Origin of the sequence: Azospirillum melinis (assembly GCF_013340935.1) — a bacterium.
Taxonomy (GTDB): Bacteria; Pseudomonadota; Alphaproteobacteria; order Azospirillales; family Azospirillaceae; genus Azospirillum; species Azospirillum melinis.
The window spans coordinates 81,099-107,303 of sequence record NZ_WHOS01000023.1 but is presented as its reverse complement, the minus strand read 5'-3'; the positions used below and the strand labels follow the sequence as shown (position 1 = coordinate 107,303).

Below are 26,205 nucleotides of genomic sequence, written 5' to 3'. Positions count from 1 at the left end.
TGCTCAAGAACGGGCTCGATCACCCGAGAGATCAAGAACGGGCTCGATCACCCGAGAGATGGGCGGGCTCCCGTCCGCCGCCAGCCTCGCCGGTGTCGTGTCAGCGGGCAAGGGAGAGATACAAGAGTTTGGCCCGTCTGGCAGGACCCGTCAGGCACCGTCAGATCCGAGGCAAAGGCGCGTTGGCTGCAAATGCGGGAATGATGCGCAAGGCCGAGATCACGGCAGCGACGCGCGGCCATTGCTCCAGCGCCAACCCCGCCCGCTCCGCGTTGATGGCCTGCGGGAAGAGAACGATGTCCGCGACCGATGGCGCGTTCCCGACAGCGAATTGTCCCTCCGGCTGCCGGGACAGCAGGGCGTCGATTGCAGTCAATCCTTCCTGAATCCAGTGGCGGTTCCAGTCCGCGACAATCGTGGACTGAGCGCCGGGAATAGTGCCCAGCCGCTTCGCCACCCGGGGTGGCAGAAGGGGATGGATGTCCGATGCGATGGCAAGGGCGATCGACCGGGCCAGGGCGCGCTGGGCCGGGTCGGCCGGCAGAAGCGCCGGCTCGGGGAAGCGTTCGTCGAGATATTCGACGATCGCCAGCGACTGCGTGATCAAAACGCCATCGTCGGTCAGCAGCGCCGGCACGAGGCCCTGCGGATTGACCGCCAGATACCCGGGGCTGCGGCTGCGCGCCTCGGCACCAAGGATGGAGATCGGGACGCTGTCGACCTCTACCCCTTTCAGGGCCAGCGCGATCCGCACACGGGCGACGGCCGACGAGATCCGATCTTCGAACAGCTTCATGTCTTGGTCCTCACTGACGGGGAATGGTCACCTGCACCGACGCTTCGGTGGGCCGGTGCGGAAGAACGGCGGCAGAAGAAGGAAGGGGCTGCGGCCGCGAGAGCAGCGCCAGGATGGACGGCGCCTCACGGGGATCGTCGTCCCAGGCGCAGGGGGCGGCGGCGAGCCCGATGGCCGCCGCCGCCGCAAGAAGGACACGCATGGTGCTGTCTCCTACTGTATGGGTGTGATAATCATTATGATCGTAATTACGTCACCACCCCGCACCGGCCGCCTGGACCGGCGGGTGCCGCGATGGTGATCAGGACAACCGATTTCCCGGTGACGACATGAGCCGCAAGACCGCCAGCACTCCCACCACCACCGCCACGCCGGCCGCCACCGCCACGCCGGCCGCCAGGTCGCAAACCGCCCGGCTGGCGGATTTCATGTGCTTCACGATCTATTCGGCCAACCTCGCCTATTCGCGGGCCTACAAGCCGGTGCTGGAGCAGCTTGGCGTCACCTATCCCCAGTACATCACCATCATCGCCCTGTGGGAGGAGGATCGGCAGACCGTCAAGAGCCTCAGCGAGAAGCTGTTCCTGGAACCCAGCACCATGACGCCGATGCTGCAGCGGCTGGAGGCCATGGGCTATGTCACGCGAGCCCGCGACGACGAGGACGAACGCAGCGTCCGCGTTTCCCTCACCGAAGCCGGCCGGCAGCTTCGCGAGAAGGGCCTGGGCTTCGGCGAGTTGACGGTGAAGGCTTCCGGACTTCCGCCCGACGAATTCCGCGCCCTCCAGAAAGCGGTCGCCCGGCTGCGCGACAACCTCCGGGAGGCCAGCAAGTGAAAGAGATCGAATGCGGAGGTTCAAGACCATGCGGGCTTCTCCTCAGCCGAAGGTGAAGGCGTAGGCGTCGACTCCGGGATCGAGAAAGCGCAGCTCGAACGTCCGCTCCCGCACCGCGCCCGCCTGCCGCACCAGCTGATAGAGCCTGGTTTCCGAAACGGTGCCATTACCCTCGGCGTCGATGTCCGTTCCGTGATCCGGCCCGGGCGCCATGCCGTCGACCAAGACCTGGAAGCGGACCGGCCGGCCGTCCCGGGCCGGACCGAGGATGAGGTGCAGGTCGCGGGCCCGGAAGCGGTAGACGATCGCCCCGCCCGCCCGGTTCAGCCGGGCCTGCTCGGGCCCGACCGTCCAGTTGCCCGAAAGCCCCCAGTGGTTCAGCCGCAGCGCGCCAACCGTGTAGTCCTGCGGCCGGTCGATGCCGTCCCGTTCCGGCGACGCGAAGTTCGCAGCCTGCCGGTAGCCGACATAGGTTTCACCGGAGCGGACTTCACCGAGGTCGGCGGGCGCCTGGGCGCCCTGCCCCGCCGGGCTGACCAGCCCGCCATCACCAGCCCGTCCTCCGACAGCCCGGCCTCCGGCTGCCTCCGCCAGCAAGTCCTGGATGACCCGTTCGGTCTGCTCATACCCGCCCTCGCCGAACTGATGATGGCGGATTCGGCCCGTGGCGTCGGCGATATAGAAGGCCGGCCAATAGCTGTTGCCGAACGCCCGCCAGATGCGGAAGTCGTTGTCGACCGCCACCGGGTAGGTGATGGCGAAATCCCGCAGCGCCTTCTGCACATTGCCGATCCGCTTTTCGAAGGCGAACTCCGGGGCATGGACACCGACCACAACCAGCCCCTGGTCCCGGTATTTCTCCGCCCATGCCCGCAGGTATGGCAGCGTGCGGATACAGTTGATGCAGGAGTAGGTCCAGAAATCGATCAGGACGACCTTTCCACGCAGCTCGTCCGTGGTGAGCGGCTTTGAGTTCAGCCAGTCCGTCGCACCGTCCAGGGACGGGAGAACGCCCTCGACCGGCAGGCTGCTGCGGTAGACCCGCCGGGCATCGGCGAGCACCAGACCCGTCGCGGACGTCTCCGGCGCACCCGACGTTGCGGCAGCCGCAGAGGCAGCGGCAGGGTCGAACCGGTCGATCAGCGACTGCTCGACGCCGGACGTTCCGGCATAGGACAGGCGGGCCAGCAGCCCGGTATCGAGCCCCAGGGCGATGACGCCGACACCGGCGAGGACGGCGATGCCGAGTCCCTGGCGGAGCCGCTCCCCAATGCCGAGCGACCGCTTCATCGCCGCCAGCAGCCGGCCGCCGGCAAGGACGGCGAGCGCCAAGGAAGTCGCGGCACCCGCCGCATAGGCCACCAGCAACAGCGTGGTTTGCAGGCTGGCGCCGTGAAGCGCAGCACCGGTGAGGACCAGCCCGAGGATCGGCCCGGCACACGGCGTCCAGAGCAGGCCGGTGGCGACACCCAGCAGAAGCGATCCGGCGACACCGCCCCGGCCGGACAGCCGGTTGCCGGCGGCGACCAGCGGGCGGCTGAGCAGCGTTGCGGCGCGGGGCGACAGGAGCGTCCATCCGAACACCGCCATCAGCGCGATGGCGGCAGCCCGCCCGGCACCATTGGCTTCCACCGCCCAGCCTCCGCCGACGGCGGACAGCGTGGCGACCCCGGCGAAGCTGGCCACCATGCCGAACAGCATTGGCAGGATACCACGGAACAGCGGCTGCCCCGCCCGGGAGAAGACGAAGGGCACGACCGGCAGGATGCAGGGGCTGACGATGGTCAGGGCGCCCGCCAGGAAGGAGACGAGAAAGAGGATCATGGCTGAACCCTTCGATAGGCCGGGCGCGGGTTGATGCCCGGCCCGGCAAATCAGTGGGAGACCGCCTCGGCCGCCTCGACGATCAGGGCGGCGACGGCCTCGGGCTTGGCTGCATAGACGGCATGGCTGGCCTCGACCGACCGGACATGGCTGCCGGCCCGGCGGGCCATTTCCAGTTCCAGCTCGGGGTTGATCGAGCGGTCGGCGGTCGCCACCAGCGCCCAGCTCGGCTTCGATTTCCATGCCGGATCTCCGGCCGGCGTCGTGAAGGCGGCCTTGGCCGCGAACACCTGGGAGCGGGCGAGGAAGGCCGCGTCGGCCGGCGGAAGGTCGGCGGCGAAGGCCCCGGCGAAGGCCGGGGGGTCGAGATAAAGGTAGCCGTCGGCGGTGGCCTTGACGGCACCCGGCGCGGCACCGGCCACCGGTTTGCTCTCGGCCAGTTTGGCGATGCTCTCACCCGTGTCGGGCTCGAAGGCGGCGACATAGACCAGGGCTGCGACATGGCTGTCGTTCCCGGCCTCGCTGATCACCATCCCGCCATAGCTGTGGCCGACGAGGACGGTCGGGCCCGGCTGAAGCGAAAGGACACGGCGGGTGGCCGCGACATCGTCGCCGAGCGAGGTCAGCGGCTGCTGGACGATCGACACGGCATAGCCCTTGGCGGTCAGGATGTCGGACACTGTGCGCCAGCCCGAGCCGTCGGCGAAGGCGCCGTGCACGATGACCACGGACTTCACCGGAGCGGCGGCGGCCGGCGACCAGGGAGCGGCCAACGACAAAGCCAGACCGAACAGGGCAGCCGGAAATTTGCACGGAAGCATGGAGGCATCCCCTCATGTGGTTTGTGTCATAATTATTATTTTGATAAGTATATTGATGGAAGGCAGGCTGTCCAGACGGAGCGATGCGGATGCCGGCTTGCGGCAGGGGGATTTTTGTACCGGCATGTATCGGCCGACGGGGCGGATACAGACCGACACAAACCGCCGGACGCAGGCAGCGCTCTGCCCGTCATAAGACCGCCGAACAGCATCGGGGTTCGACCGAATGGATCACATCGACCACGTCCTGATCGTCGACGACGACCGGGACATCAGGGAACTGGTGTCCGGCTATCTGAAGAGGAACGGCCTGCGCGTAACCCTCGCCGCGGACGGACGGCAGATGCGGTCGTTCCTGGAACGCGACCGGGTGGACCTCATCGTGCTCGACATCATGATGCCGGGCGACGACGGGCTGGTGCTGTGCCGGGAGCTTCGTGCCGGGCGGCATGCCGCGACGCCGGTCCTGATGCTGACCGCGCGCAACGACGAGATGGACCGCATCCTCGGCCTGGAGATGGGGGCCGACGACTATCTGGTGAAGCCGTTCGCCGCGCGCGAGCTGCTGGCCCGCATCAAGGCGATCCTGCGCCGGGCGCGCATGCTGCCGCCCAACCTGCAGATCAGCGAGGCTGGGCAGCTGCTGAGCTTCGGCAACTGGCGGCTCGACACCGTCGCCCGCCATCTGCTCGACCAGGACGGCACCGCCGTCGCGCTGAGCGGTGCCGAATACCGGCTGCTGCGCGTCTTCCTCGACCATCCGCAACGGGTCCTGTCACGCGACCAGCTCCTCAACCTGACGCAGGGGCGCGAGGCGGAGCTGTTCGAACGGTCGATCGACCTGCTGGTCAGCCGGCTCCGGCAGCGGCTGCGCGACGACGCGCGCGAGCCCAGCCACATCAAGACGGTCCGCAACGAAGGCTATGTGCTGGCGATGCCGGTGGAGATCACGAGGGCAAAGTCATGAGGGGCACGGTCATGACAGGGGCAATCCTCCGGTTCAGGCATGTCATGCATCCGCCGCGCACCCTGCGCTGGCGGCTGTTCCTCATTCTCCTGACCGGGCTCGTCTTGGCGCATGGCCTCTCCTTCGGCGCGCTGTTCCTGGAGCGCACCAGCGCCGCCAAGGCGATGATGCTCGGCACGCTGGAGCAGGATGTGGCGACCTCGGTCGCGCTGCTCGACCGCCTGCCACCGGAGGAGCGCGGCCGTTGGCTGGCGGTGCTGGAGCGGCGCACCTACCGCTATGAGCTTGGCCCCGGCCTGCCGGGCGTGCCGGACCTGGGCAGCCGCGGTACGGAGATCGCCCGTGCCATCAACGGCGGTGCCGGCTCCGGCTTCCCGGTGGTGGTCGAAACCATTCCGGGTGGCCGCCCGCATCTCCAGGCCCATGTCACGCTTCGCGACGGCTCACCGGTGACGATCGACGTGACACCGGCGCTCATGCCGCTCGCCGCCTGGCTCCCCCTTCTGCTGGCCGGCCAGCTCCTGCTGCTGGTCCTCTGCACCTGGCTTGCCGTGCGGCAGGCGATCCGCCCGCTGGCGCGCTTCGCCAAGGCTGCCGAGACGCTCGATCCCGGCGGCACGTCGGCACGGCTGGCGGAGGACGGCCCGAGCGAGGTCGCCCATGCCGCGACCGCCTTCAACGCCATGCGCGACAGGATCGCCCATTATCTGGAGGAGCGCGTGCGGATCCTCGCCGCCATTTCCCACGACCTCCAGACGCCGATCACCCGCATGGCGTTGCGGGTCGAGATGGCGGAGGACAGTCCGGAGAAGGAGCGGCTGCTCGGCGATCTGTCGCAGATCGAACGGCTGGTGCGCGAAGGGGTGGCCTATGCGCGCAGCGCCCATGGCGATGTCGAGCCCCCGGCCCGCATCGATGTCGGGTCTTTCGTCGAAAGCCTCGCCTTCGACTATCAGGATATGGGCAAGCCGGTGACCGTCCGCGGGCTTTCCGGTGCGGTCCTGACCACCCGGCCGCACGCGCTGCGCCGCATCCTGACCAACCTGATCGACAACGCCCTGAAATTTGCCGGAGAGGTCGAGATCACGGTGACCCGGGACGGCGCCGGCCGGATCGGCATCGCCGTTCAGGATACCGGCCCCGGCATTCCGGAACATCAGCTCACCGCCGTCCTCCAGCCCTTCTACCGGCTGGAACAGTCGCGCAACCGCGATTCCGGAGGAACCGGCCTGGGACTGGCCATCGCCCACCAGCTGACGCTGGCGATCGGCGGGTCGCTGACGCTGCGGAACCGACCGGTGGGCGGCCTCTGTGCCGAGGTGACGCTCGGCTGACGGGGGAGTCAGCCGCTTCCGAAGGCAGCGGTGAAGACCGCCCAGCGCTCCTCGAACAGACGCAAGAGGGACGGTCCGCCCGCCGTCTCATCATCGCCAAGCCGGATCCGGTTGTTGACGCCCTCCAGCAGGTCGATCAGGATCCCGCAGACCGAAGCTGGATCGCCCGACCGCAATTCGCCCGCCTCTTGCGCGGTGGAAACGAACCCGACCAGCGGTTCCAGCGCATCGCGCGACCAGGAGGCCAGCCGCTCCCGAAGCACCGGCGAGACCGCAGCCTCGGCGCTGACGGAAAGATAGAAGGCGGCATAGTCGCGCGACGACCCGATCTCGACGTAGCGGAACGCGGCACGGCGCAAGGCGCCGAGCGCTCCCTCTCCCTCCTTGCCGGCGGACAGCAGGGCGTCGCGGAAGCGACCGACGTCGCGCCCGACCACCGCTTCGAGAAGGGCGGCCTTGTTGGGGTAACGGCGGTAAAGCGTGTGCTTGGACACGCCGAGTTCGGTGGCAATCTCTTCCAAACCGCTGTTGGCGAAGCCCTTGCGGCAGAAGACGGCCCGTGCGCCATCCAGGATGCGCGCATCGATGGCCGCGGCCTGTTCTCTGGTCGGCCGTCCCCCTGGCTTGCGCCCGCCGGTGTCCACCTTCACGTCCCTTCCGCTCTCCATCCGCCGGCAAAACAGCACAGGTCCGTTGCGTTTTCCATCGCCATCTGTTATCAGCACGATTGCGTGCCGATATTATGAAATCAACAAGGGGCGACGCATGGCCTCCATTTCCCTGTCCCGGATCGGTTGGGCGACGCCTGACGGCCACAGCGTCCTGACCGGTGTCGACCTGAATTTCGGGCAAGAGCGCACCGGCCTCGTCGGGCGGAACGGCGTCGGCAAATCGACCCTGCTGAAACTCATCACTGGGGAACTTCAGCCGCTCGCCGGCACCGTCCGGGTCACCGGCACGCTCGGACTGCTGAAACAGGCGGTCCGACCCGGCGAACGGGAAACGGTGGCCGATCTGTTCGGCGTGACCGGGGCGCTCGCCCTCCTGCGCCGCGCCGAGGCCGGGGCGGCAGGCGTGGAGGAACTGACGGACGCCGACTGGACGCTGGCGGAGCGCATCGCCGCCGCCCTGGCCCGCGTCGGGCTCGATGCCGGTCCCGATACCCGGCTGGCCGAACTTTCGGGCGGCCAGCGGACACGCGCCAGCCTTGCTGCGGCGGTCTTCGCCGCACCGGATTTCCTGCTGCTCGACGAGCCGACCAACAATCTCGACCGCTCCGGCCGCGACGCGGTGATCGCCCTCCTCGCCGGCTGGCGCGCTGGAGCGATCGTGGTCAGCCATGACCGCGAGCTTCTCGACCGGATGGACGCCATCGTCGAACTGACCTCGCTGGGTGCCGCCCGCTTCGGCGGCAACTGGACGCACTATCGCGAACGCAAGGCGACGGAACTGGACGCCGCACAACAGGATCTGGCCCACGCGGAAAAGCAGGCGGCCGAGGTCCGGCGCAAGGCGCAACGCGCGGCGGAACGGCAGGACCGGCGCGATGCGGCGGGGTCACGGAAGGCGGCGCAAGGCGACATGCCGCGCATCCTGCTGGGCGCGCGCAAGAGCAACGCAGAGGCAAGCCGGGGGGCCGGCGCCAAACTGGCCGACCGCCAGCGCGCGGAGGCCGAAATGGCACTCACGTCGGCGCGGTCCCGTATCGAGATCCTGCAGGATCTCTCGCTGGCGCTGCTGCCCACCGGGCTTCCGGCCAACCGGACCGTCCTGCGGCTGGACGGGGTCACCGCCGGCTATGAAGCGGACCATCCGATCATCCGCGATCTGTCCTTCACCATGGAGGGGCCGGAACGCGTCGCCATCGTCGGACCGAACGGATCTGGCAAGACGACGCTGCTGACGCTGATCGCCGGTGGGCTCGCCCCGATCCGGGGGACGGTGTCGGTCGCCGTTGACTTCGCCATGCTGGACCAGCGCGTCGGCATCCTCGATCCCGCCGCGTCGATCCTCGACAACTTCCAGGGCCTCAATCCCGGCGCAACCGACAATGCCTGCCGGGCCGCACTCGCCCGCTTCCTGTTCCGGGCGGACGCCGCCCTGCAACAGATGGGGACGCTGAGCGGCGGACAGATGTTGCGCGCCGGCCTCGCCTGCACACTGGGCGGACCGCGGCCACCGGCGCTGCTGATCCTGGACGAGCCGACCAACCACTTGGACGTCGAATCGGTCGAAGCCATGGAGGCGGGGCTGAGATCCTATGACGGCGCCATCCTGCTGGTCAGCCATGACGAGACATTCATGACCAACATCGGCATCGGCCGGCGGTTGAGCCTCGGCGCAGCGGAAGGCGACGCCCCATAGCCTCCGCCGGCATGACCGATCCGGGACAGGGCCAGGACAGGGCCGGGACGATCTCACCTCCATCGGGACTTTGTATCCGACTGTATCCGATGGGCCGAACGGTACAGACGCTTTCACCATGCCCCATGGCCGGACATGCGGGGGATACATCGGCATCTCATGCTGCGGCCACGGATGAACACAGTTCGGGAGAGATAAATGGTACGGAAACTGGAGACGGAGACCACCGGCACGACCCCGGTCGATTATGGACGCCGCCACTTCATCGGCACGGCGACCCTTGCAGCCACGGCGGCCGGCCTTGGGCTGGGAATGGGGCGGGCGCAGGCAGCGGAACCGCCCGCAGCCAGACCGATGGCGGGCTCTTCGTCGCCCACGGGATTTAAATCCTTGAAGCAGATCGATGCCGGACCGCTCAACATCGGCTATGCCGAGGATGGTCCCGCCGATGGATCGGTGGTCCTCCTCCTGCACGGCTGGCCCTACGACATCCACAGCTATGTGGAGGTGGCCCCCATCCTGGCGGCGGCCGGCTACCGTGTCATCATCCCCCACCTGCGCGGCTACGGCACGACGCGCTTCCTGTCCGCCGAAACGCCGCGCAACGGCCAGCAGGCCGCCATCGCCGCCGACATGATCTCCCTGATGGATGCGCTGAAGATTCAGACGGCGATCCTCGCCGGCTACGATTGGGGCGCCAGGACGGCGAACATCATGGCGGCACTCTGGCCGGAGCGCTGCAAGGCCATGGTGTCGGTCAGCGGCTATCTGATCGGCAGCCAGGACCTCAACCGGGCACCGCTGCCTCCCAAGGCGGAACTGCAATGGTGGTATCAGTATTACTTTGCGACTGACCGCGGCCGCGCCGGTTATGCGAAGTATACGCATGACTTCGCCCGGCTCATCTGGCAACTGGCCTCCCCGAACTGGGCCTTCGACGACGCCACGTTCGAACGCTCCGCGGCCTCCCTCGACAATCCGGACCATGTCGACATCAGCATCCACAACTACCGCTGGCGGCTCGGCCTTGCGGAGGGGGAAGCGCAGTATGACGCGGTTGAACGGGCGCTGGCGGCCTTCCCGACCATCAAGGTTCCGACGATCACCATGGAAGGCGACGCCAATGGCGCGCCGCACCCCTCACCGGAAACGTACCGTGCGAAGTTCAGCGGCCGGTACGAGCATCGGCTGATCACCGGCGGCATCGGCCACAACCTGCCGCAGGAAGCGCCAAAGGCCTTCGCCCAGGCGGTGTTGGACATCGGCAAAGCCTGATCCGGCCTTGACCGCAAAGTGAAATGGGCCTTCCGGTAGACTGTCGATAAGGTTCCGGCAGCTTCGCGCCAGCTTGATCGAAACGGCGGGATGCACGTAGAGGGTTCACCTCGGTGTACAGGATGATCAATCCAGCGGCCGCGCCCGTCCGTCGACATTCGAATGCCGGCCGCGGTCAAGAGGCCGGTGAAGCGCGGGCTGGTGAACTGGCTGCCCTGATGGCTGGTTTCGGCGGCTTCCGCCTTGCCGGAGAACACCCCAGCCATCCCCGCCATCGCCTGCTTCTTCCAGGCGTCGATCAGCGTCTGGTGTACGCCGTGCTTGCCCACCGGCTGCGACCCCGTCAGCTCGCCCCGGATCGCCTCCAGCGCCACCTTCGCCTTGAATTCTGCCGAATACCGCTTCGGTTTCCCCGTCATCGGGTCTGTCCTTCATCCTGGACAAACCAAGCTTATCCGACTGTCCGGAAAATGGAGGCCATCTCGCTGTACCGCCCCAGTTCACGCCGCGCCGCCTGGACCGAATTGTCCAGCCAAGGGACCAGGTCGTCCCGGCTGGTTCAAACAGCCCCCAAAGGGCATCGGATACGAGAGATGCAGCCATATCCCTCTCAACGGCCCAAACGCCGTTCTGGCAGGCGTTCAAGCCGGATCAGAGGATTCCAAGCCGCTCCTTGATCTGCGGGAAGAAACGCCGGCTGACGGGAATGATCTGCCCGCGTCTCGTTCGAATCTCCGCCAAGCCATTCTCCAGAATATTGATCTTCCCAATGAAGTCGATGTTCACAAGATATTGCCGGTGGCAACGCAGCAGAGGCGTTCGATCCTGCAGGATATGCAGCGGCAGCTCGGTCGGCAGTTCGCTGCCGTCGGTGGTGACCACACAGACGCCGCTGACACCGGACGCCACATATTCGACCTCCTCCATCCTCACCAACTGGACATGGTGCTGTCCGAAACGTGGGATCTGGCGGAGTTGGTTGCACCCGGAATCGCGCTGCCCTCGCGCTCGGCGCAGGACGCCGATGGCATCAACTGGGCCGCTTGACGACGTGGGCGCCGCGCCTCTCCGCGCCCACCGTCAAACTTTGCAACGGAACCCGATCCGGCGCCGCGGGCCATGGCACAGCCTGGAGGCCGTCGAGTCCGCCGCCTTGGAATGGGTCGACTGTTTCGATGACCGGCGCATCCTCGAACTCGTCGACACCATTCCGCCCGCCGGAGCCGAAGCGCGCTATTCGGTCAAAACGGCACCACCGCTCCAGGCAGGGGCGGCAGACGCAAACTCGCCAGATAAGCGATCAGCGCCTGTTGGTCGCCAGGGTTCAAGGCGTAGAAGGCGTTGATCACCGGGTCCGCTTCGCTGCCGGCGCATTGGTAGGGGAACTCGGCTGCGATGCTGTCCGGGCGGGTGCCGCCATGGAAGCGGATCGCCTGGACCAGATCCAGCGCGCGTCCGTCATGCAGGTAAGGCCAGCTGTCGGCAACGCCCCACAGGGGCCGGGTCAGGAATTGCTGCGGGGGAACGGCGATGTCCGCCACGTCGGTGGCCTGTGGCGCGATGTCGGCGAGGCAGGGGCCCATGTCGTGCAGGCGCAGGTCGCTCAGCAGCGGCACGTCCAGGGGAGCGTCCGGCGTCTTGAAGGGCAGCCGGGCGCGGGCGTAGGCCGGCAGCGGCCCTGCCTGATCCTCGGCCCTTCCGCCGTCCAGATTTTGCCACGGCATCGTCGTGGCCGCCCGGCTCGCCAGCGTGTTCAGGTTGATCTCCAGCCCGCCGACCGCCACAGTGTCGGCATCGGCGACCGCCTTGGCGTAGAGGGCGGCGACCGCTGCATCCGGCGCGCCCTGGCGGACGGCCGCGCCGGCATCCGCCGACGCCTTGGCCAGCCGCGCCCGCGCCTCGCGCACCACCGGCAGATGGTCGGTGCCGGGCAGGGCGTTGACCAGGGTCGGCGAGGCGACGGTCCGCCTGCGCGTTTCCTCGGCGCGCCCCTGGACCCGCGAGGGCAGCGCTATCCCGGCGTCGGAGCCGGCCCGATCGGGATGTCCCAGCACGGTGCCCCACTCGATCGTCACCACCGGCCGGTCGAGCGTCTGCACCGGAACATGGCAGGACGCGCACATTCCGGCCGGAAGCCCGGCGTCGGCCGCCGTGCCGGCGAACAGCGCCGCACCGCGGGCCACCCTGTCCTTGGCGGCCGGATCGGTCGGCGTCTCGACCACTGGCGGCCGGGTCATCGCGACGAAGCTCGTCAGCGCCCCGACGTTGCCATAGCTCAGTTCGTTGATCACCCCGTCGGCGTCGTTGTCGTTGTTCTCCCCGACGATCTCCACCCCTTCCATGCTGAAGTGGAACTGGGTCGCGGAGGCTGCGAAGTGGCGGACCGACGAAGCGATGCCCTTCCACTGGAACGGGCGCACGACCAGATCAGGGGAGACCCCGGTCAGCCGGCTGTAATCATAGACGATCCGCTGCGCCTTGCTGTCGTAGGTGGCGCCCAGCCAGCCGAAGGACAGGGTCTTGGCCGCCAGCGGCAGCGTCACCGGCTTGTCGGGTGTGTAGCGGGCGTGGTCGGCGAGAAGGGCCTGCTGCCCGAGCAGCTGCCCGGTGATCTCGTTGGCCAGCGCCTGGGTGTAGCCGGTCCCGAACACGTGCGGCGGGTTGCGGACCAGCTGGGTCAGCGGGTTGGGAAACTGGCCGTTGATGAAGGCGGTGTTGGCGATGCCGGCGGCGCCGCCGATCGCCGGCTGGGTGCGGGTCGCCGGTCCGGGCGGGTTGGCGCCGGCGAGGTCGGGCTGGACGGTGGCGCCGATCGAGGTGTGACACTCGTAGCAGCTCTGGCTGTCAATGCCGTTCAGACGCAGGAAGGGGATCGGCGGCGGCACGGTCCCGTCCGCCGTCGCGTAGGGGCTGAACGGCGAATTCGGGTAGAGCGCCTTGCGCTGCCACGCGCGCGGGCCGTCCGCGCCCTCGCCCCAGCCATCCTGCGGGAAGTAGGGATAGCTGAAGAAATGCGCACCGGATTCTAGGATCCGCCGCAGGGGTACGCTACCCTTCATCACATCCTGCTGTTGGATCGTCACGCTTTCGGTGATGTTGGCCTGCTGGGCACCCGCCTTGGAGGTGAGAAGCACAGAAAGACCCATTATAACGATTGGCCATGCCGCGACGCGAACGCTTGCCATGCGCATGAACTCCCGATTTTTGCGTATCGCCCGATACTGTCGGAGCATTCTCGAAAATCAAACCAAATAATCCAGCTCAATATACTTAGAAATCTAATTTTCTGCGGGCTATGATGCCGGAAACATCAAAATTATTCGTGCTCGTTCAGATAAATTTCTGAGAAATAGGCGAACCGTCTGAACTCATATCATGGTATGTGTATGCTGAATTGGACATTGACTCGTTGATTATTTGAAATTTCTTCCCGATATTCGACGCACGCGACGCATCGACGCGCGCCGGAACGGCGGCGCGCGAGCGGCATCACCGAGCGGGAGGGACGCGGACCATGACTGAGCAACGTCTTCTGGAGCGGGCGCAGGGGAAGGCGGCGGCCCCGCTGTCGGTCGCCTACACGCCGATTTCGACCCTCGCGGATCTGCGCGCCGCCGCGCAGCTGGCGATCCAGGTCGAATTCACCACGGTGCCCGCCTATCTGACGGCGCTCTACTCAATCACCGACAAGAGCTCGGCCGCCTACCAGGCGCTGCGCAGCGTCGTGGTGGAGGAGATGTTCCACCTCAACCAGGCGGCCAACATCCTGGTCGGCATCGGCGGGCAGCCCAAACTGACCGGGAGCGTGGTGCCCGTCTACCCGGCCTATCTGCCCTCGGCCAGCACCACCGCCACACCCTATGTCGGGCTGTACCGGGCCTCGCAGGCGGTGTTCCGCAATGTCTTCATGGCGATCGAGACCCCCGCCCCCTTCACCGCGCCGCCGCAGGGCAGCGACTATCAGACCATCGGCCAGCTCTACAAGGCCCTGTCGGACGGCATCGAGCGCTGTGTCGAGCAGTACGGCCCGGCGGCGGTCTTCGCCGAGAATCCGGCGGCCGAGCAGCGCACCGACATCTACCTCGGCAAGTTCGGCGGCAAGGCCGTGAAGGTGACCGACGCGGACAGCGCCCAGCTCGGCATCCAGCAGATCGTCCAGCAGGGCGAGGGCGCGGTGAACCCGACCCACCCGCTGGTCCCCCAGCAGCCCTACGGCGCCTACGAGCACTACGGCGCCCGTACCGACGGCACCTACGGGCCGATCCTCGGCACGCCCTACGAGCTGTCGCACTATTACAAATTCCTGCGCGTGGCCGACGCGCCGGATTTCCCCGACACGCTTCCCATCGTCTCCAACCCGCGGGTGTCGGATTTCACCAACGCCACGGCCGTGCAGGCGGTCAAGGCGTTCAACATCGGCTACAGCGTGATGCTGCAGAGCCTGGAGGCCTCCTTCACCAAGGCGGGCGGCGCGGCGGACTCCTATTTCACGCTGGCCCTGCCGCTGATGCACAACCAGCTGCCGACCCTGGCCAATCTGCTGATGCAGCTTCCCGTCTTCCCCGACGGCGACCCGGCGGTCGGGCCCAACGCCGCCCCGACCTTCGAGTATGTCGAGGGCGCCAGCTTCGACGGCTTCCTCGCGGAGCTGCAGGCCCTCGACAAACTGCTGGCCGGCCAGGGTCTGCCCGCGCTGCTCGTCGCCCCGGTGGCGCCGCCCGCCCCTCCGGGCCCGACCCCAAAGCACCGGGAGGCGCTGCACGGGGTGATCGACGGCGTCCGGACGCTGAAGAACCGCTCCGACGCCATCGGACTCGGGCTGTAACCCGGCCGGCACCGCCCAAACGGCACCACCCAGCCCGGCCAGATCGGGACAGCGAGGGGAAAACCATGTCCAACACCGTCTATTCCATCGTTCCCGCCATCGGCATCGCCCGCGTCGGCAACGCGCCGACGGCCTTCTACATCGGCCCCGAGACGGAGGGCGGCCTGCCCACCCTGCCCGACGGCAGTCCCGTCGGGGAGCGGGATTTCCGCGACGACGAGGGCCGGCTGTGCCGGCAGGCGGCGCGCTTCCGCCTGATGCGCAGCGTCGACGGCGGGCCGCCCGAGGAGGTCACGCTGAAAAGCGAGGGCGTGGCCTCGATCCGCTGGTACGTCCATCTCGCCAACAAGAAGTCGAGCTGGTACGAGTTCCAGACCTCGAAGGGCGAGGACGGCTACGCGTCGAACCACCCGCTGCGCAACGCCGACCGGACTGGCGCGGAGGATCGGCGCGCCCTGATGATCGACGCCGGCCCCCGCTCGATCGAGGGAAGCGACGCCCCGGCCGAGCACTTCTCGCGCGACACCATCCCGCCGGGCTACGCCGGCAGCTTTCCGCCGGAGGGGCTGAAGCCCTACCCCATCGACACGCTGGGCGAGCTGCGCACCGACGAAGAGGGCCGCCTTCTGGTGCTGGGCGGGCTGGGGCATTCCGGATCGGACAGGCCGTCGCCCCACATCGGGCAATACGCCAACAACGACGGCTGGTGGGACGACACCTCGGACGGGCCGGTGTCGGTGAAGATCAGCCTGCTGGACGATGAGGACGGCCCCCCCGACGTGGAGGTCGGCGGCGCCTGGGTGATGGTCGGACCGCCCTCCTACGCGCCGCAGATCCCCAATCTGGTGACGCTGTACGACACCATCTTCGACGTCGTGGTGCGCAAGCAGGGGCTCCGCCCCGACCTGTTCGCGGACGGGATGTGGAAGACCGGGCCGACCGGTTACAAGCCCTTCTTCGAGACCGACATCAAGCCGATTTTCGAGCGGGTCGCCCGCTACCCCTGGGTCGCGGCGATCCCGCCGAAGCCGCACAGCTTCGATTTCGGCAGGCTCGGCGATCCAGATCCCAAGCTCAACGGCTTCCGCGCCTACATCCTCGACATCATCCGTCCCCCCGGCGCGGACAACGTCCTGGTGAACGCCAGCACCGGCGCCACCGCCATGCCCTATCTGGCCGGCGACGACGCGCTGGGCGCCTCGAAGCCCGGCACCGTCACCGCGGCGACCTCGAAGTACCTGCGCCTGACCGACACCCAGTATTTCCTCCTCCAGCAATGGGCCGACGGCTGGTTCGAGCCGGGGGCCGAACCGGCCGGGACCGCCGGCGATCCGGTCACCCGCGGTGTGCTGGCCAACTGCGTCGGCGGCGCCTTCTCGCCGGGCATCGAGATGACCTGGATCTCCCGCAACCCGGCCATCTACGACGGCCCCTTCCGCATCAAGGCGCGGCCGGACGTGTCCGGCCCGCTCAGCCTCGGCTTCGATCCGGCGGCGGGCATGGAGCCCGGCGACGTCAGCCGCTACATGGCCGTCCCCTGGCAGGCCGACTTCAACGAATGCTCGTCGCAGCCCATCGAGGGCCGGATCCTGTGGTGGTGGCCGGCGCAGCGGCCGGAATTCGTCTATCTGCCGCCCGAGCCCAACGCCCTCCTGGCCGAGCCCAGCCCGGCCCTGGGGCCGCAGGTGTCGTGGATCGGCACCGAGTATAACCAGAAGGCCGACGACTACATCCAGTTCGCCGACGACCTGGACATGGTGAGGCTGTGGGACCAGCTCGGCTTCGTCTTCAACATCGGCACCGACGGCGATCCCTATTTCGTCGAGGTGGCGCGCCGGCTTCCCCGCACGCCCGGCTCCCAGGGCGACACCGCGGGGATCGGCGAGCCGGCGCGGCCGCTGGTGGCCGATGTCCCCTGAAGCGTTGTCCCCTGAAGCGTTGTCCCCTGAAGCGTTGTCCCTTGAGGCGTTGTCGCATGAGGCGTTGCGTGACCCGGTTCCGGGCGCGCCTCCGGGCACGGACGCGGCGGACGTCCTGATCGTGGGGGCGGGGCCGGCCGGCTCCGCCACCGCGCTCGCCCTGCGCGCGGCCGGCGTGCCGCGCGTGGTCCTGGTCGACCGCGCCGCCCACGGCTCGCCGGAGCGGGCGGCGCTACGGGTCGGCGAATCGGCGACGCCGAACGTCGGACCGCTGCTGGCCCGGCTCGGCCTGCCGGACGATCTCGGGCGGCTCGGCCATCGCCCCTACCACGGCAATCTCAGCCTGTGGAGCGGCGACAGGGAGAGCGCCGACGATTTCCTGCGGCGGGGCAGCGGGCACGGCTGGCATCTCGACCGCACCCGCTTCGACCACTGGCTGCGCGAGGCGGCGGCGGGGCGGGGCGCCCACCTCCTGGCCCCCGCCACCCTCGCCGGGATCGAACGCCGGCCGGAGGGCGGCTGGACCGTCGGGCTGCGCGGCGCCGGCGGCCGGCGCAGCGTGACCGCCCGCGTGGTGGTGGATGCCGGCGGCCGGCGGGCGCCGCTGGCGACCGCGCTCGGCGCGCGGCGGCGGCGGCTCGACCGCCTGATCGCCCTGGCGGTCGAGGCCGCTCCGGCCGCTAGGCCAGCCGGCGCAGGTTTCCACGGCCGCTCCTTCGTGGAGGCGGTGGAGATCGGCTGGTGGTACGCGGCGGTGCTGCCGGGCGGGCGGGCCATCGTCACGCTGATGACCGACGACGACATCGCCCGTGCCGGCGGTCTGGCCGGCGCGGACGCCTTCCGCTCCGCCTGGGCGGCCACCGCGCGCCTGCGCGACCTGGTTCCGCCGCCGGAGGACGGCTCCGGCGCCGGAACGGCCCCGACGGTCTTCTCGGCCGCTTCGCAGCACGTCGACCGGGCGGTCGGCGCCGGCTGGATCGCCGTCGGCGACGCGCTGATCGGCTTCGATCCGCTGACCTCCTCCGGCATCGCCGGGGCGCTCGACGACGCGCTGGCCGCCGCCGACACCATCCTGCGCTGGTTCTCCGGCGACGGGGCCGCGGCGCGCGACGCCGCGATCGGCTACGCCCGGCGCGCTGAGGACACGCTGCGCCGCTATCTGGCCGAGCGGACCCGCCATTACACCGCCGGGGGCCGCTGGCCCGACGCCCCTTTCTGGAGCCGCCGGGCCGCGCAGTGAGCGTGGATGAGGTGAGCCTGGATCAGGCCGACGCCACCCGGTCGGCCACCCAGCTGTCGAAATCCACATGCAGGCTTTCCGGCAGCTTGGCCCGGACGGCACGGTCGTCCTGGGCGGCGTCCCGCAGAAGCTGGACCTGGATCTGGTAGTCGCCGACCACGATGCCATTGGCGATCATGGTCGTCGGCCCGGCCCCTTCGGGAACGAGCCACAGGTTGAACAGGCCGCCGTTGGTCTGGGTCTCCTGGCGGGTGGCGGTCACCGTCGTCGTGCCGTGGCGGGTCAGCACCGTGTCGCCGACCGCCAGCGCCCCCGCATGGACCGTGCCGGACGGCGTCACCACCGGGTGGGTGGCCGATCCGGCGAGTGTGGCGCCGTCGGCGAACTCCAGCACGGTGATCGGCCCGCTGTGCGGCTGCGCCAGGGTCGCCTGCACCGGCCGCGTTCCATCGCCGCTGACGACGACGTCCTCGGACGTGAAGTCCTCCACCGCCTTGGTCGTGCCGTCGGCGAGCGTGATCTGCGTGCCGGCGACCAGGCAGTGCCAGACAAAGACGATGGGCTTGATGAAGGCGACGCCGTCCTTCGAATCGGTGTCCGGAGACAGCGAGCTGACGATGCTCGACCAGCCCGATCCGTGCCTTTCATAGTCCTCGAAGGTCACGGAGACGCGGGCGCTGAAGAAGGCCCGCGTGTCCGCAACCCAATTTTTGGAAGGGAATTCGATGGCGTCGCCCGCATCGTTGTAGGGCGGCCTCAGCAGGAACTTCAGCGTCCGCCCTTCGGGGTCGGTATCGTCGATCCGAAAATGCGGCAGGTAGCGCGAAGAGTCGCCGCCGGTCAGTTCGGAGATGCCGCCCTCCTTGTGAGCCAGGTAGAACTCCAAGAACGGGGGGTAGCTGTCGAGCGGAGCCAGCTTGTAATCGAATTTCATGCTCCCGGACAGCGGAACAAGCAGAGGATTCGTACCAAGATCGTGCATATTTTGCCAATACCAGTAATCAACGTCGGTTTTATTTTTTGTACCTTGGTTGTTATCGTAGCCGCGCGCCAGACCGATGACGATGTCGTTCAGGTCGCCGGTCTTGCGGTCGCTGCGGATGGCGGGATCGACGACGATCGGGTCGCGCGACGCCTGGGAGGCCCAGGGAGCCGCGGTCGAGGACACCTCGACCGTGCCGTCCTGGTAGGTGATCGCGAAGGAGATGATGCCGGTCATCGTACCCGCCGGCAGCGGCGGCAGGGCGGTTTCCGGGTCGGTCTCCACGAAGATCGTCTGGGTGGCGAAGCTGACCGCGACACCGGAAGCCAGCGAGGTCTTGGTGCCGCCGTTCTCGTTGACGACGTTCAGCCAGACGATGGCCTGGGCCACCGGCCGGATCCGGCTCAAGACGGCGCGGGCGGTGACCGCCTTGTTGCTCTGACTGCTCGAAATGTACTCGACATACTGGCCGTCGGTAACGCCACTGCTCTCGGCCGCTCTGTCCGTCGCCGCGCCTCCGCTCCCGATGGCCTTGAACAGCCCCGGGTAGCGCGCGGGGGTCAGGCCGCTGCGTTCGGCGTTGTCCCGCAGGAACGCCGTGTGCGCCGGATCGCCCGCCGACGGGACGTTCCCGGCCTTCAGTCCCTCCAGGATATGAACCAGCCGGTCGTTCTGGAGTTGGGTCAATGCAGCGCTCATAAGTCAATATCTCCAATCAATGAATCGTTGATTTTTGAGCAAACAAAAATCATTACTTAGGATACAAAGGTATCGTGCGGCATCAAATCCAGGTACTCCGCCATGATTACCATTGTATGATTTTCGACAGCTCAGGATTTATATTTGACTATACTTTTTTTTATTTTTCAACGATGGGAAGGACGCTGATTAGAGCAGGGACGCTTGTTGCCGAACGCCCCCCTCACAGATCCGTGCATGCAGCTTTCCCGCGTACAGCCGCCACCATAACGGTTGCGCTGAAACAGCCGGCTCTGTTGCAAAGTTGGCGGCTCCCGCTCGCCAACCTGAAAACACCGGTCACATCAGGAAGCTATCAGATTTCGCCCACATACTGTCAGCAAGAGCTGCAATGCGCGGCATCAGCAAAACGACAGGCTGTGTTGGAGGAAACGATGAGCAGGACGTCGCAGACGGTCCGTCCCGCCCCTGTCAGCGTGTCGCACGGAGGTGATGAGGGCAGCGGTTGCCCCGGCGGTGCGGCTGATCAGGCGATGCGGACGGAGTGCGGGCGTCCGAGGTCGAGCATGCGGTTGAGGACCGCGACGGCGATGGCGACCTCGGTCGCCTGCGCCTGATCGGTGTGAAAGCGCAGGGCCGGTCCGACGACCTGTTTCCAGCGACCGATCTGTCCCTCGACTTTGGCCCGCTGATTGTACCGGCTGTCACGCTGCCAAGCCATGCGCCCGGTTTCGGCGATCGCCAGAATGTGGCGGTCGCGCTGGGTGGGCGTGGCTGCGGCGGTGTCGCTGAGCACCGCATCGAGCCGGGGTGGCGCCACCACGGCGGCGTCCGGATGGCGCTCGTGCACGGCCGCATAGACCGCGGTCCGGTCATAGGCGCCATCCCCCGTCAGCGAGGCCACCGGCTCGCCGATCCGATCAAGCAACGGGGCCACCTGGGCGGCGTCATCCACATCGCGGTCGGTGAGCGTGGCAGCGACGATCCGCCCGATCGCCGCGTCCACGCCAATGTGCAGCTTCTTCCACGAGCGGCGCTTCTTCGTGCCGTGCTTCTCGATCAGCCACTCGCCCGGCCCGCCCAGCTTCAGCCCCGTGCTGTCCACCAACAGGTGAAGCGGCCCGCTGGTCGAGCGTGGTGTGGCGGGCAGCGTGACCGTTCGAGCGCGCCGGGCGATGGTGGAATGATCGGGCACCGGCAGGTCGAGCCCGAGCAGGTGCAGGATGGAGCCGATCAGTCCTTCGGTCTGACGCAGGGCCAGATGGAACACCGCCCGAAGCATCAAGGCCGTCGTGATCGCGAGGTCGGAGTAGTTCGGCTGCCCGCCGGGTGTGGTCCGTGGCGCCGCTCGCCAACTCGCGATCGCCGCGTCGGTGAACCAGACGGTCAGACTGCCACGCTGGCGAAGGGCGGCATCATACGTCGCCCAATTCATCACGCGCCGCTTGGGCCGGCGAATGTGATGACGACGAGCGGCGTTGGCCTTACGCGGCATAGGAGGCAGTCGAACAGGAGACGGGGGCTCTGCCTACCCCAACACATCCCACATCGGCAACTCCGCCCATCCCAGCAACACGACGCCCGCCGGGCGATCTCCTCCTGCCCCCGCTCCCCGCCCAGGGCACGCGCCACTTCCGCCCGTTCCAGCTCGCCGAGCAGGATCGGTTTGAGAAGGGCGCGGAGCGCGCTGTTGTTGATGATGCCGGCCTGCATGACCTCGCCTAGGAGCCTGAGCACGGCATCGACGACAACGCTGAGACGCCGCCCTCGCTGCCGTGCGAGGTCGGCCATATTTGTCCGCAAGGAGAGACGTATCTCTCGATCGGCGCATTTTTCCGAAAAATTTTTGAGAGTGCCGTCCTCACCGGCGGCGCCCCCGCATGCCGGCAGGATCCGGCGCCACCAATAGACGGAACCGCGGCGATAGAGGTGAGGGGCAAGCGGCATTGGCGGCTCCGTCTTGAGGAGCGCCGCGCGCGCGTGAGGGCACAGGCCGCTGGCACAGTTGGGGGACTCACCGGGAAGGTCCCGGAGCAGCCGACCCTAAGCGCTTGATTTACAAGGGAAACAACTGGGAGTTGGTTGGGGGACTAGGATTCGAACCTAGGCTGGCGGAGTCAGAGTCCGCTGTCCTACCGCTAGACGATCCCCCAGACCGTCACCGGGAAAATCAGGCGGCTTGAACCGACCTGGCCCGGCTTCTTGCACTCTCCAGATAACCGCATCATTGCTGATGTGGGGCAGGGTTTTGCAGCGTTCGGGCAGCGACGTCAAGCCTCGGATTTCGATGTGCCGCTGCTTGGGGACCGAAGGCGTCTGCGGCGGGCTTGCGCTGGCTGTGCCGCCAAGGAAGCGGGATTGGCGCCGGAGGCAGTCCCAGCTGCCAAGAGGTGATGGGCGGCTTCGAAACGTATCCGATGTCGGTGCCGCCTCTATCGAGACTGCCCTTCCCAGTCTGGCGTTACCGACGGCCACCCTTGAAACTGGCAGGCCACCCTTTCCTGCCTCCGATCACGGTGCCCTTGCCGCGTGAGAGTGGCTGGGCAGGCGGCCTTCTTCTAGCTCCAGGTGAGAACAAACCCCTCGATGGCTCGGGCAGCTACGGCCCCGTCGATTGAATATCCGTAGTCGCCATCTCCGCAGTAGTTGCCGGAACGGTCGGTGATAGCGAACGCATCCGCCCAGCACCCTTCGCACCCGGTGATGATCCCCGCGACGACGCTGTTGGCCCTCACCAATACGAGATTATAGGGCGCATCCACCGAGACCGCCGTGATGCCGTGGGCCGCAAAGGCAGCCACAATTGCATCGAATTTCCGCAATTACGCCAGTTGGCTGATCGCAGTCACCTTTAATTAACCAACACCTTTCCGAAATTGATAATTTCTGACCGAAATTACTAAGTAATTTACGGGATAATTTTTGGAGATCGTTATCGAACTCTGCGTGAATTCCATGCGGGTTCATAAAGCATCTCTTCTTTATGCTTGCACATGCGACCCAGTACGTGTATCTTCATGATTGTCACCGTTTCGGGTAGCGCCGAGGCGGTTCGTGCGCTCCCCGCCCGCAGAAGCCCTGCGGTGGCACCAGATTTACGTGCTAGCGGGCGTCCCCACAGGGACGGAAGTCGGCTAGGCCGCCATGCCTGGCCCGTCGTTGAGCAAGGTAGGACGGACGCGGATCCGTCGCGGCCAACGCACGGTACTTTGTACGCGAGGCTCCGGTGGCAGGGGTCCTGGCTTCACGCCAGTAGACCGTCCCCAGCTACCCAAGGAGCCCGCCAGATGAAATCAGAAGCAGAAGTTCTCCTGCCCGCCTGCCAAGCTGGAGCCCAGCGACCGGCCGCGCATACCCGCGGGCCGATGATCCCGGGTGCCACTCCTGAGGAGGCGCTCCGCAAGAAACGCCGCAAGGGTGACGGGGCGCCCTACGTCCGGCTCTCAAGGGCGACCACGATTTGCCTCGCCAACGATGTCCGGGCGTACCTCACCTCCCACCGTGTCGCCATCAGCCTCGTCAGGCAGGAGGGCTGACCGATGCCGACCATTCTCCACTCCCGCCCGATGCCCGGCGGTCAGCAGGTTCTCGTCGTGGAGACCAGGCCGCCCGCCATCTGTCGCCGATACGAGCCCAGGCGGCTGGACATCGTGCTCACGAACGCCGGGCGCTACACGCGCATCAACGGCCGGAGCGTCATCCGCTGCCTCATGCGCGAGACCTTCGTCGACGTCCGCTCGAAGTCGGCCCGCGCCTTCTACGAGCACGCCATCGTCACGTTCACCAGGGCCGCCGAGACCTTCGCGTTGAAGATGACGGAGAACCCGCGACTGCCGCTGGCGGGCGCCCCGGCTGGCTCCCACGAACTCACCATCGACGACATCGACGCAATGGGCCTCGCCCGACGGAGCGCACCATGAAGAAGACCAGCAACGACAACCTCACCATCATCACCGACGAGCTCTTCTTCCACCTGCTCGGAAAGGGCTACGTCATCCAGGGATACCGGTTCGAGCGGGGCACATCGCGCAGCCGGTACTGGGGCATCGTGCCCGCTGGGCACTGGGGCTGGGAAGTCCAGCGCTGGCGCGACGAAGGGGGTCTGGGCCCCATCGCCCGTGGCACCGCCCCCACGATGGCCGAGGCGGCCGCTGCGGCCGAAGCCATCGCGGTCGCGGAGATGCGGAAAGCCCAGCGAGGTGCAGCATGAGTGCCCTTTCCCCAAAAGCAGCCTGGGAGCTCTGGCGCGCCGGGCTCAAGGGCCTCGACACGCTCGACTTGAGCAGGGCGCTAACCTTCGCCGCCGGGCGGGGATGGGTGCGAGGCGAACTGGTCCTTTCGGTGTCGTCGGACGAACCGAACGCGAATGACGTCCTACGAGCCCGAAGGCTCTTCATCGAATTGAAGAGTTCCTTCCCGTCGGGAATGACGGCCGCGGAGGTGTCGGAGGTCCGCGCGGCGATCGCGTTGGCCCCGCCCTCCTGGCAGACCAGAGCCGAGCACAGCAACCTGATGATCAACATGCCCCGCGAAGGTGCAGCATGAAGCTCCGCTACGACACCATACCCACCGTCCCCGTCTTCCGCTGGCACGGGGGGTACGACACCCGGCACATCCCCAAGGGTGCTGGGTTCGACTATGAGCCAGGCTCCCGCACCTGGTCGACGAGGCTGGCCAGCAAGGCCCGCGCGCTGGCGGAATACGCCGATGAGGCGACGCTTGAGCAGATCGAGCGCATCGCTCTGGCGCAGGAGGCTGCGACCCGGGCGGCCGAAATGGTGGCTGCGGCGACGATCGCGGCATCCAGGGCGGTTGATGCCGACATCGAGATCCCCGTGCCGCCCGGGCTGGCCTACCTGCCCTACCAGCGGGCCGGGATAGCCTACGCGATGCTGCGCAAGGACGTGCTGATCGCGGACCAGATGGGGCTCGGGAAGACGATCCAGGCCATCGGCGTCATCAACTCGGAGCTCGGCGACCGGCCATGCCTCCGCGTGCTCGTTGTCGCGCCGAAGATCGCGCTGACCAACTGGTGCCGTGAGCTCGCGAAGTGGCTGGTGCGGCCGCTGACCGTCGGCGTCGCGACGACGAAGGCGTGGCCGGAGGCGGACGTCATCGTGGTCAACTATGACATCCTCTCGAAACTCGGCGATCGTCTGCGGTCGGTGCAGTGGGACATCGCTGTCTTCGACGAGGCCCACGCGCTCAAGGACGGCAAGGCCGCTCGCACGAAGGCGGCGCTCGGTGCGAAGGGACAGCCGCCAATCCCGGCGCGCCGGAGGCTATTCATGACCGGCACCCCGATCCTCAACCGGCCGATCGAGCTCTACCCGATTCTGAACGCGATGGGCGTGCGCGAGGCCAGCCACTACTACAGGTTCGCGGCACGCTACTGCGACGGGCGCAACACCAAGTTCGGGTTCGACGCCAGCGGGGCCAGCAACCTCGACGAATTGCAGACCGTGCTGCGGAAGTCGGTAATGGTGCGTCGGCTGAAGGCGGACGTGCTGGCCGAGTTGCCGGAGAAGCAGATCTCGGTTGTCGAGATCCCTTGCGATAATCCCAGCCTCAACCGCGCCGTCGCAGCGGAGCGACGGGCCCTCGACACCGCTGAGCGTGAGACAGGGCGCCTGAAGGCGGCTGTCGAGGCCGCAAGAGCCGGAGGTCACGAGGCGGCTTATCGCGCGGCGGTCGCCAACCTCAGAGCCGGGCGCAGCGCGGCCTTCCAAGAAATGTCGCGCCTGCGGCACGCGACCGCAGTGGCCAAGGTCCCACAGGTCATCGAACACCTCCTCGGCGTTCTCGCATCGGCGAACGACGCCGTGTTGGTGTTCGCGCACCACTCCGACGTGATCGCGGGAATAGTGGACGGGCTGCATGAAGCAGGGCACGAGGCCGCCGTCATCACCGGTGACACCTCGGACAAGGACAGGCAGGACGCGCAGGACGACATCCAGCTGGGCCGCAAACGCATCTTCGTCGGCAGCATGCGAGCCTGCGGCGTCGCCATCACGCTGACAGCAGCTTCGACCGTCGTCTTCGCGGAGCAGGACTGGACACCGGGCATCATGCAGCAGGCCGAGGACCGGGCGCACCGGATCGGGCAGCGCAATGCCGTCCTCGTCCAGCACCTCGTCCTTGATGGGAGCTTCGACGCCACCATGGCCAAGACCGTCGCGGCCAAGGGCGGGGTGATCGAGAAAGCCTTGGACGCGGAAGCCGAACCCGGCGATGCGCCCGAGATGTCCCTCGCCGTCTAAGCGGATCGAATGCCGCCGTTCTGTCGGAACGGCGGCCTGCCAACGGAGAAAGATCATAACGAC

At 67.4% G+C, this 26,205-nt stretch carries 21 protein-coding genes, 1 tRNA gene and 2 pseudogenes; 13 read left to right on the top strand and 11 right to left on the bottom strand.

The annotated features are described in order from the left end of the window. Positions 1-160: 160 nt before the first annotated feature. Both maiA and GBZ48_RS18550 read right to left on the bottom strand, forming a co-directional pair. Positions 161-796, bottom strand: a complete 636-nt coding sequence (gene maiA, locus GBZ48_RS18555) for a maleylacetoacetate isomerase (protein WP_174472347.1) — start codon at positions 794-796, stop codon at positions 161-163. Positions 797-806: 10 nt separating this feature from the next. Continuing rightward, positions 807-998, bottom strand: a complete 192-nt coding sequence (locus tag GBZ48_RS18550; RefSeq protein ID WP_174472346.1) for a hypothetical protein — start codon at positions 996-998, stop codon at positions 807-809. 127 nt (positions 999-1,125) lie between these two features. On the opposite strand from GBZ48_RS18550, the gene GBZ48_RS18545 reads away from it, so the two are divergent. Beyond that, positions 1,126-1,632, top strand: coding sequence for a MarR family winged helix-turn-helix transcriptional regulator (locus GBZ48_RS18545; RefSeq protein WP_174472345.1), 507 nt, complete (start codon positions 1,126-1,128; stop codon positions 1,630-1,632). A gap of 42 nt (positions 1,633-1,674) precedes the next feature. Here GBZ48_RS18545 and GBZ48_RS18540 read toward each other — a convergent pair whose 3' ends face one another. After that, on the bottom strand, positions 1,675-3,456 hold the full coding sequence (locus GBZ48_RS18540) for a cytochrome c biogenesis protein DipZ (protein WP_174472344.1): 1,782 nt from the start codon (positions 3,454-3,456) through the stop codon (positions 1,675-1,677). A 50-nt stretch (positions 3,457-3,506) separates the two neighbouring features. After that, positions 3,507-4,277 carry an alpha/beta fold hydrolase gene (locus GBZ48_RS18535; RefSeq protein ID WP_174472343.1) on the bottom strand — a complete coding sequence of 257 codons (771 nt, stop codon included), beginning with the start codon at positions 4,275-4,277 and terminating at the stop codon, positions 3,507-3,509. 226 nt (positions 4,278-4,503) lie between these two features. Between GBZ48_RS18535 and GBZ48_RS18530 the strand changes: the two genes are divergently transcribed. Both GBZ48_RS18530 and GBZ48_RS18525 read left to right on the top strand, forming a co-directional pair. Further along, on the top strand, positions 4,504-5,244 hold the full coding sequence (locus tag GBZ48_RS18530; protein ID WP_174472342.1) for a response regulator: 741 nt from the start codon (positions 4,504-4,506) through the stop codon (positions 5,242-5,244). 44 nt (positions 5,245-5,288) lie between these two features. Then, positions 5,289-6,578, top strand: a complete 1,290-nt coding sequence (locus GBZ48_RS18525; RefSeq protein ID WP_209798469.1) for a sensor histidine kinase — start codon at positions 5,289-5,291, stop codon at positions 6,576-6,578. An 8-nt stretch (positions 6,579-6,586) separates the two neighbouring features. Here GBZ48_RS18525 and GBZ48_RS18520 read toward each other — a convergent pair whose 3' ends face one another. Beyond that, positions 6,587-7,228: a TetR/AcrR family transcriptional regulator gene (locus GBZ48_RS18520; protein ID WP_209798468.1), complete on the bottom strand. Its 642-nt coding sequence runs from the start codon at positions 7,226-7,228 to the stop codon at positions 6,587-6,589. Between the two features lie 115 nt (positions 7,229-7,343). Between GBZ48_RS18520 and GBZ48_RS18515 the strand changes: the two genes are divergently transcribed. Both GBZ48_RS18515 and GBZ48_RS18510 read left to right on the top strand, forming a co-directional pair. After that, entirely contained in the window at positions 7,344-8,942 is a 1,599-nt protein-coding gene (locus GBZ48_RS18515; RefSeq protein ID WP_174472339.1) for an ABC-F family ATP-binding cassette domain-containing protein, read from the top strand. Between the two features lie 198 nt (positions 8,943-9,140). After that, the gene (locus GBZ48_RS18510; protein WP_174472338.1) at positions 9,141-10,217 is read left to right on the top strand and encodes an alpha/beta fold hydrolase; all 1,077 of its coding nucleotides are present in this window, start codon (positions 9,141-9,143) and stop codon (positions 10,215-10,217) included. A 119-nt stretch (positions 10,218-10,336) separates the two neighbouring features. On the opposite strand, the pseudogene GBZ48_RS18505 reads toward GBZ48_RS18510, so the two are convergent. Continuing rightward, positions 10,337-10,636: pseudogene (locus GBZ48_RS18505) on the bottom strand (transposase); the annotation flags it as partial. A 232-nt stretch (positions 10,637-10,868) separates the two neighbouring features. Next, positions 10,869-11,144 (bottom strand): LytTR family transcriptional regulator DNA-binding domain-containing protein, encoded by a 276-nt coding sequence (locus GBZ48_RS18500; RefSeq protein ID WP_246307279.1) that lies wholly within the window; start codon positions 11,142-11,144, stop codon positions 10,869-10,871. 175 nt (positions 11,145-11,319) lie between these two features. On the opposite strand from GBZ48_RS18500, the pseudogene GBZ48_RS36320 reads away from it, so the two are divergent. Continuing rightward, positions 11,320-11,484 (top strand): annotated as a pseudogene (locus tag GBZ48_RS36320) (IS3 family transposase); the annotation flags it as partial. Here GBZ48_RS36320 and GBZ48_RS37065 read toward each other — a convergent pair. After that, positions 11,459-11,941: a di-heme oxidoredictase family protein gene (locus tag GBZ48_RS37065; RefSeq protein WP_281362440.1), complete on the bottom strand. Its 483-nt coding sequence runs from the start codon at positions 11,939-11,941 to the stop codon at positions 11,459-11,461. The pseudogene GBZ48_RS36320 and the gene GBZ48_RS37065 overlap by 26 nt on opposite strands. A 1,790-nt stretch (positions 11,942-13,731) precedes the next feature. On the opposite strand from GBZ48_RS37065, the gene GBZ48_RS18490 reads away from it, so the two are divergent. From GBZ48_RS18490 to GBZ48_RS18480, 3 genes are all read left to right on the top strand, one after another. Continuing rightward, entirely contained in the window at positions 13,732-15,042 is a 1,311-nt protein-coding gene (locus GBZ48_RS18490) for a ferritin-like domain-containing protein (RefSeq protein ID WP_174472336.1), read from the top strand. A gap of 65 nt (positions 15,043-15,107) precedes the next feature. After that, a complete protein-coding gene (locus GBZ48_RS18485) occupies positions 15,108-16,961 on the top strand; it encodes a LodA/GoxA family CTQ-dependent oxidase (protein WP_174472335.1) in 1,854 nt (617 codons plus the stop codon). 64 nt (positions 16,962-17,025) lie between these two features. Next, complete coding sequence (locus GBZ48_RS18480) at positions 17,026-18,201, top strand: tryptophan 7-halogenase (protein ID WP_174472334.1); 1,176 nt, start codon at positions 17,026-17,028, stop codon at positions 18,199-18,201. Between the two features lie 22 nt (positions 18,202-18,223). On the opposite strand, the gene GBZ48_RS18475 is transcribed toward GBZ48_RS18480, so the two are convergent. The 3 genes from GBZ48_RS18475 to GBZ48_RS18465 all read right to left on the bottom strand — a co-directional run bounded on the left by GBZ48_RS18475 (position 18,224) and on the right by GBZ48_RS18465 (position 22,035). Next, positions 18,224-19,882, bottom strand: a complete 1,659-nt coding sequence (locus GBZ48_RS18475) for a Hint domain-containing protein (protein ID WP_174472333.1) — start codon at positions 19,880-19,882, stop codon at positions 18,224-18,226. A gap of 526 nt (positions 19,883-20,408) precedes the next feature. Next, on the bottom strand, positions 20,409-21,377 hold the full coding sequence (locus tag GBZ48_RS18470; protein ID WP_174472332.1) for an IS5 family transposase: 969 nt from the start codon (positions 21,375-21,377) through the stop codon (positions 20,409-20,411). A gap of 584 nt (positions 21,378-21,961) precedes the next feature. Next, positions 21,962-22,035: transfer RNA gene (locus tag GBZ48_RS18465), tRNA-Gln, on the bottom strand. 1,386 nt (positions 22,036-23,421) lie between these two features. Here GBZ48_RS18465 and GBZ48_RS18460 point away from each other — a divergent pair. From GBZ48_RS18460 to GBZ48_RS18445, 4 genes are read left to right on the top strand one after another with little or no spacing between them, the layout of a single operon-like run. Beyond that, positions 23,422-23,802, top strand: coding sequence for a hypothetical protein (locus GBZ48_RS18460; RefSeq protein ID WP_174472331.1), 381 nt, complete (start codon positions 23,422-23,424; stop codon positions 23,800-23,802). Next, positions 23,799-24,092 (top strand): hypothetical protein, encoded by a 294-nt coding sequence (locus tag GBZ48_RS18455; protein WP_174472330.1) that lies wholly within the window; start codon positions 23,799-23,801, stop codon positions 24,090-24,092. The genes GBZ48_RS18460 and GBZ48_RS18455 overlap by 4 nt, the downstream gene beginning before the upstream one ends. After that, positions 24,089-24,427, top strand: a complete 339-nt coding sequence (locus GBZ48_RS18450; RefSeq protein ID WP_174472329.1) for a hypothetical protein — start codon at positions 24,089-24,091, stop codon at positions 24,425-24,427. The genes GBZ48_RS18455 and GBZ48_RS18450 overlap by 4 nt, the downstream gene beginning before the upstream one ends. Continuing rightward, positions 24,424-26,142, top strand: a complete 1,719-nt coding sequence (locus GBZ48_RS18445; protein ID WP_174472328.1) for a DEAD/DEAH box helicase — start codon at positions 24,424-24,426, stop codon at positions 26,140-26,142. Before GBZ48_RS18450 ends, GBZ48_RS18445 begins: the two co-directional genes overlap by 4 nt. Positions 26,143-26,205: the final 63 nt, after the last annotated feature.

Excerpts from the sequence above, each read along its gene's own strand:
- GBZ48_RS18490 (WP_174472336.1), top strand. The coding sequence starts at position 13,732 with ATGACTGAGCAACGTCTTCTGGAGCGGGCGCAGGGGAAGGCGGCGGCC.
- GBZ48_RS18530 (WP_174472342.1), top strand. The coding sequence starts at position 4,504 with ATGGATCACATCGACCACGTCCTGATCGTCGACGACGACCGGGACATC.
- GBZ48_RS37065 (WP_281362440.1), bottom strand. The coding sequence starts at position 11,941 with ATGCCGTGGCAAAATCTGGACGGCGGAAGGGCCGAGGATCAGGCAGGG.
- GBZ48_RS18485 (WP_174472335.1), top strand. The coding sequence starts at position 15,108 with ATGTCCAACACCGTCTATTCCATCGTTCCCGCCATCGGCATCGCCCGC.
- GBZ48_RS18540 (WP_174472344.1), bottom strand. The coding sequence starts at position 3,456 with ATGATCCTCTTTCTCGTCTCCTTCCTGGCGGGCGCCCTGACCATCGTC.
- GBZ48_RS18525 (WP_209798469.1), top strand. The coding sequence starts at position 5,289 with ATGCATCCGCCGCGCACCCTGCGCTGGCGGCTGTTCCTCATTCTCCTG.
- GBZ48_RS18460 (WP_174472331.1), top strand. The coding sequence starts at position 23,422 with ATGCCGACCATTCTCCACTCCCGCCCGATGCCCGGCGGTCAGCAGGTT.
- GBZ48_RS18455 (WP_174472330.1), top strand. The coding sequence starts at position 23,799 with ATGAAGAAGACCAGCAACGACAACCTCACCATCATCACCGACGAGCTC.
- GBZ48_RS18500 (WP_246307279.1), bottom strand. The coding sequence starts at position 11,144 with ATGGAGGAGGTCGAATATGTGGCGTCCGGTGTCAGCGGCGTCTGTGTG.
- GBZ48_RS18515 (WP_174472339.1), top strand. The coding sequence starts at position 7,344 with ATGGCCTCCATTTCCCTGTCCCGGATCGGTTGGGCGACGCCTGACGGC.
- maiA (WP_174472347.1), bottom strand. The coding sequence starts at position 796 with ATGAAGCTGTTCGAAGATCGGATCTCGTCGGCCGTCGCCCGTGTGCGG.
- GBZ48_RS18535 (WP_174472343.1), bottom strand. The coding sequence starts at position 4,277 with ATGCTTCCGTGCAAATTTCCGGCTGCCCTGTTCGGTCTGGCTTTGTCG.
- GBZ48_RS18470 (WP_174472332.1), bottom strand. The coding sequence starts at position 21,377 with ATGCCGCGTAAGGCCAACGCCGCTCGTCGTCATCACATTCGCCGGCCC.
- GBZ48_RS18510 (WP_174472338.1), top strand. The coding sequence starts at position 9,141 with ATGGTACGGAAACTGGAGACGGAGACCACCGGCACGACCCCGGTCGAT.
- GBZ48_RS18445 (WP_174472328.1), top strand. The coding sequence starts at position 24,424 with ATGAAGCTCCGCTACGACACCATACCCACCGTCCCCGTCTTCCGCTGG.
- GBZ48_RS18450 (WP_174472329.1), top strand. The coding sequence starts at position 24,089 with ATGAGTGCCCTTTCCCCAAAAGCAGCCTGGGAGCTCTGGCGCGCCGGG.
- GBZ48_RS18545 (WP_174472345.1), top strand. The coding sequence starts at position 1,126 with ATGAGCCGCAAGACCGCCAGCACTCCCACCACCACCGCCACGCCGGCC.
- GBZ48_RS18475 (WP_174472333.1), bottom strand. The coding sequence starts at position 19,882 with ATGAGCGCTGCATTGACCCAACTCCAGAACGACCGGCTGGTTCATATC.
- GBZ48_RS18550 (WP_174472346.1), bottom strand. The coding sequence starts at position 998 with ATGCGTGTCCTTCTTGCGGCGGCGGCGGCCATCGGGCTCGCCGCCGCC.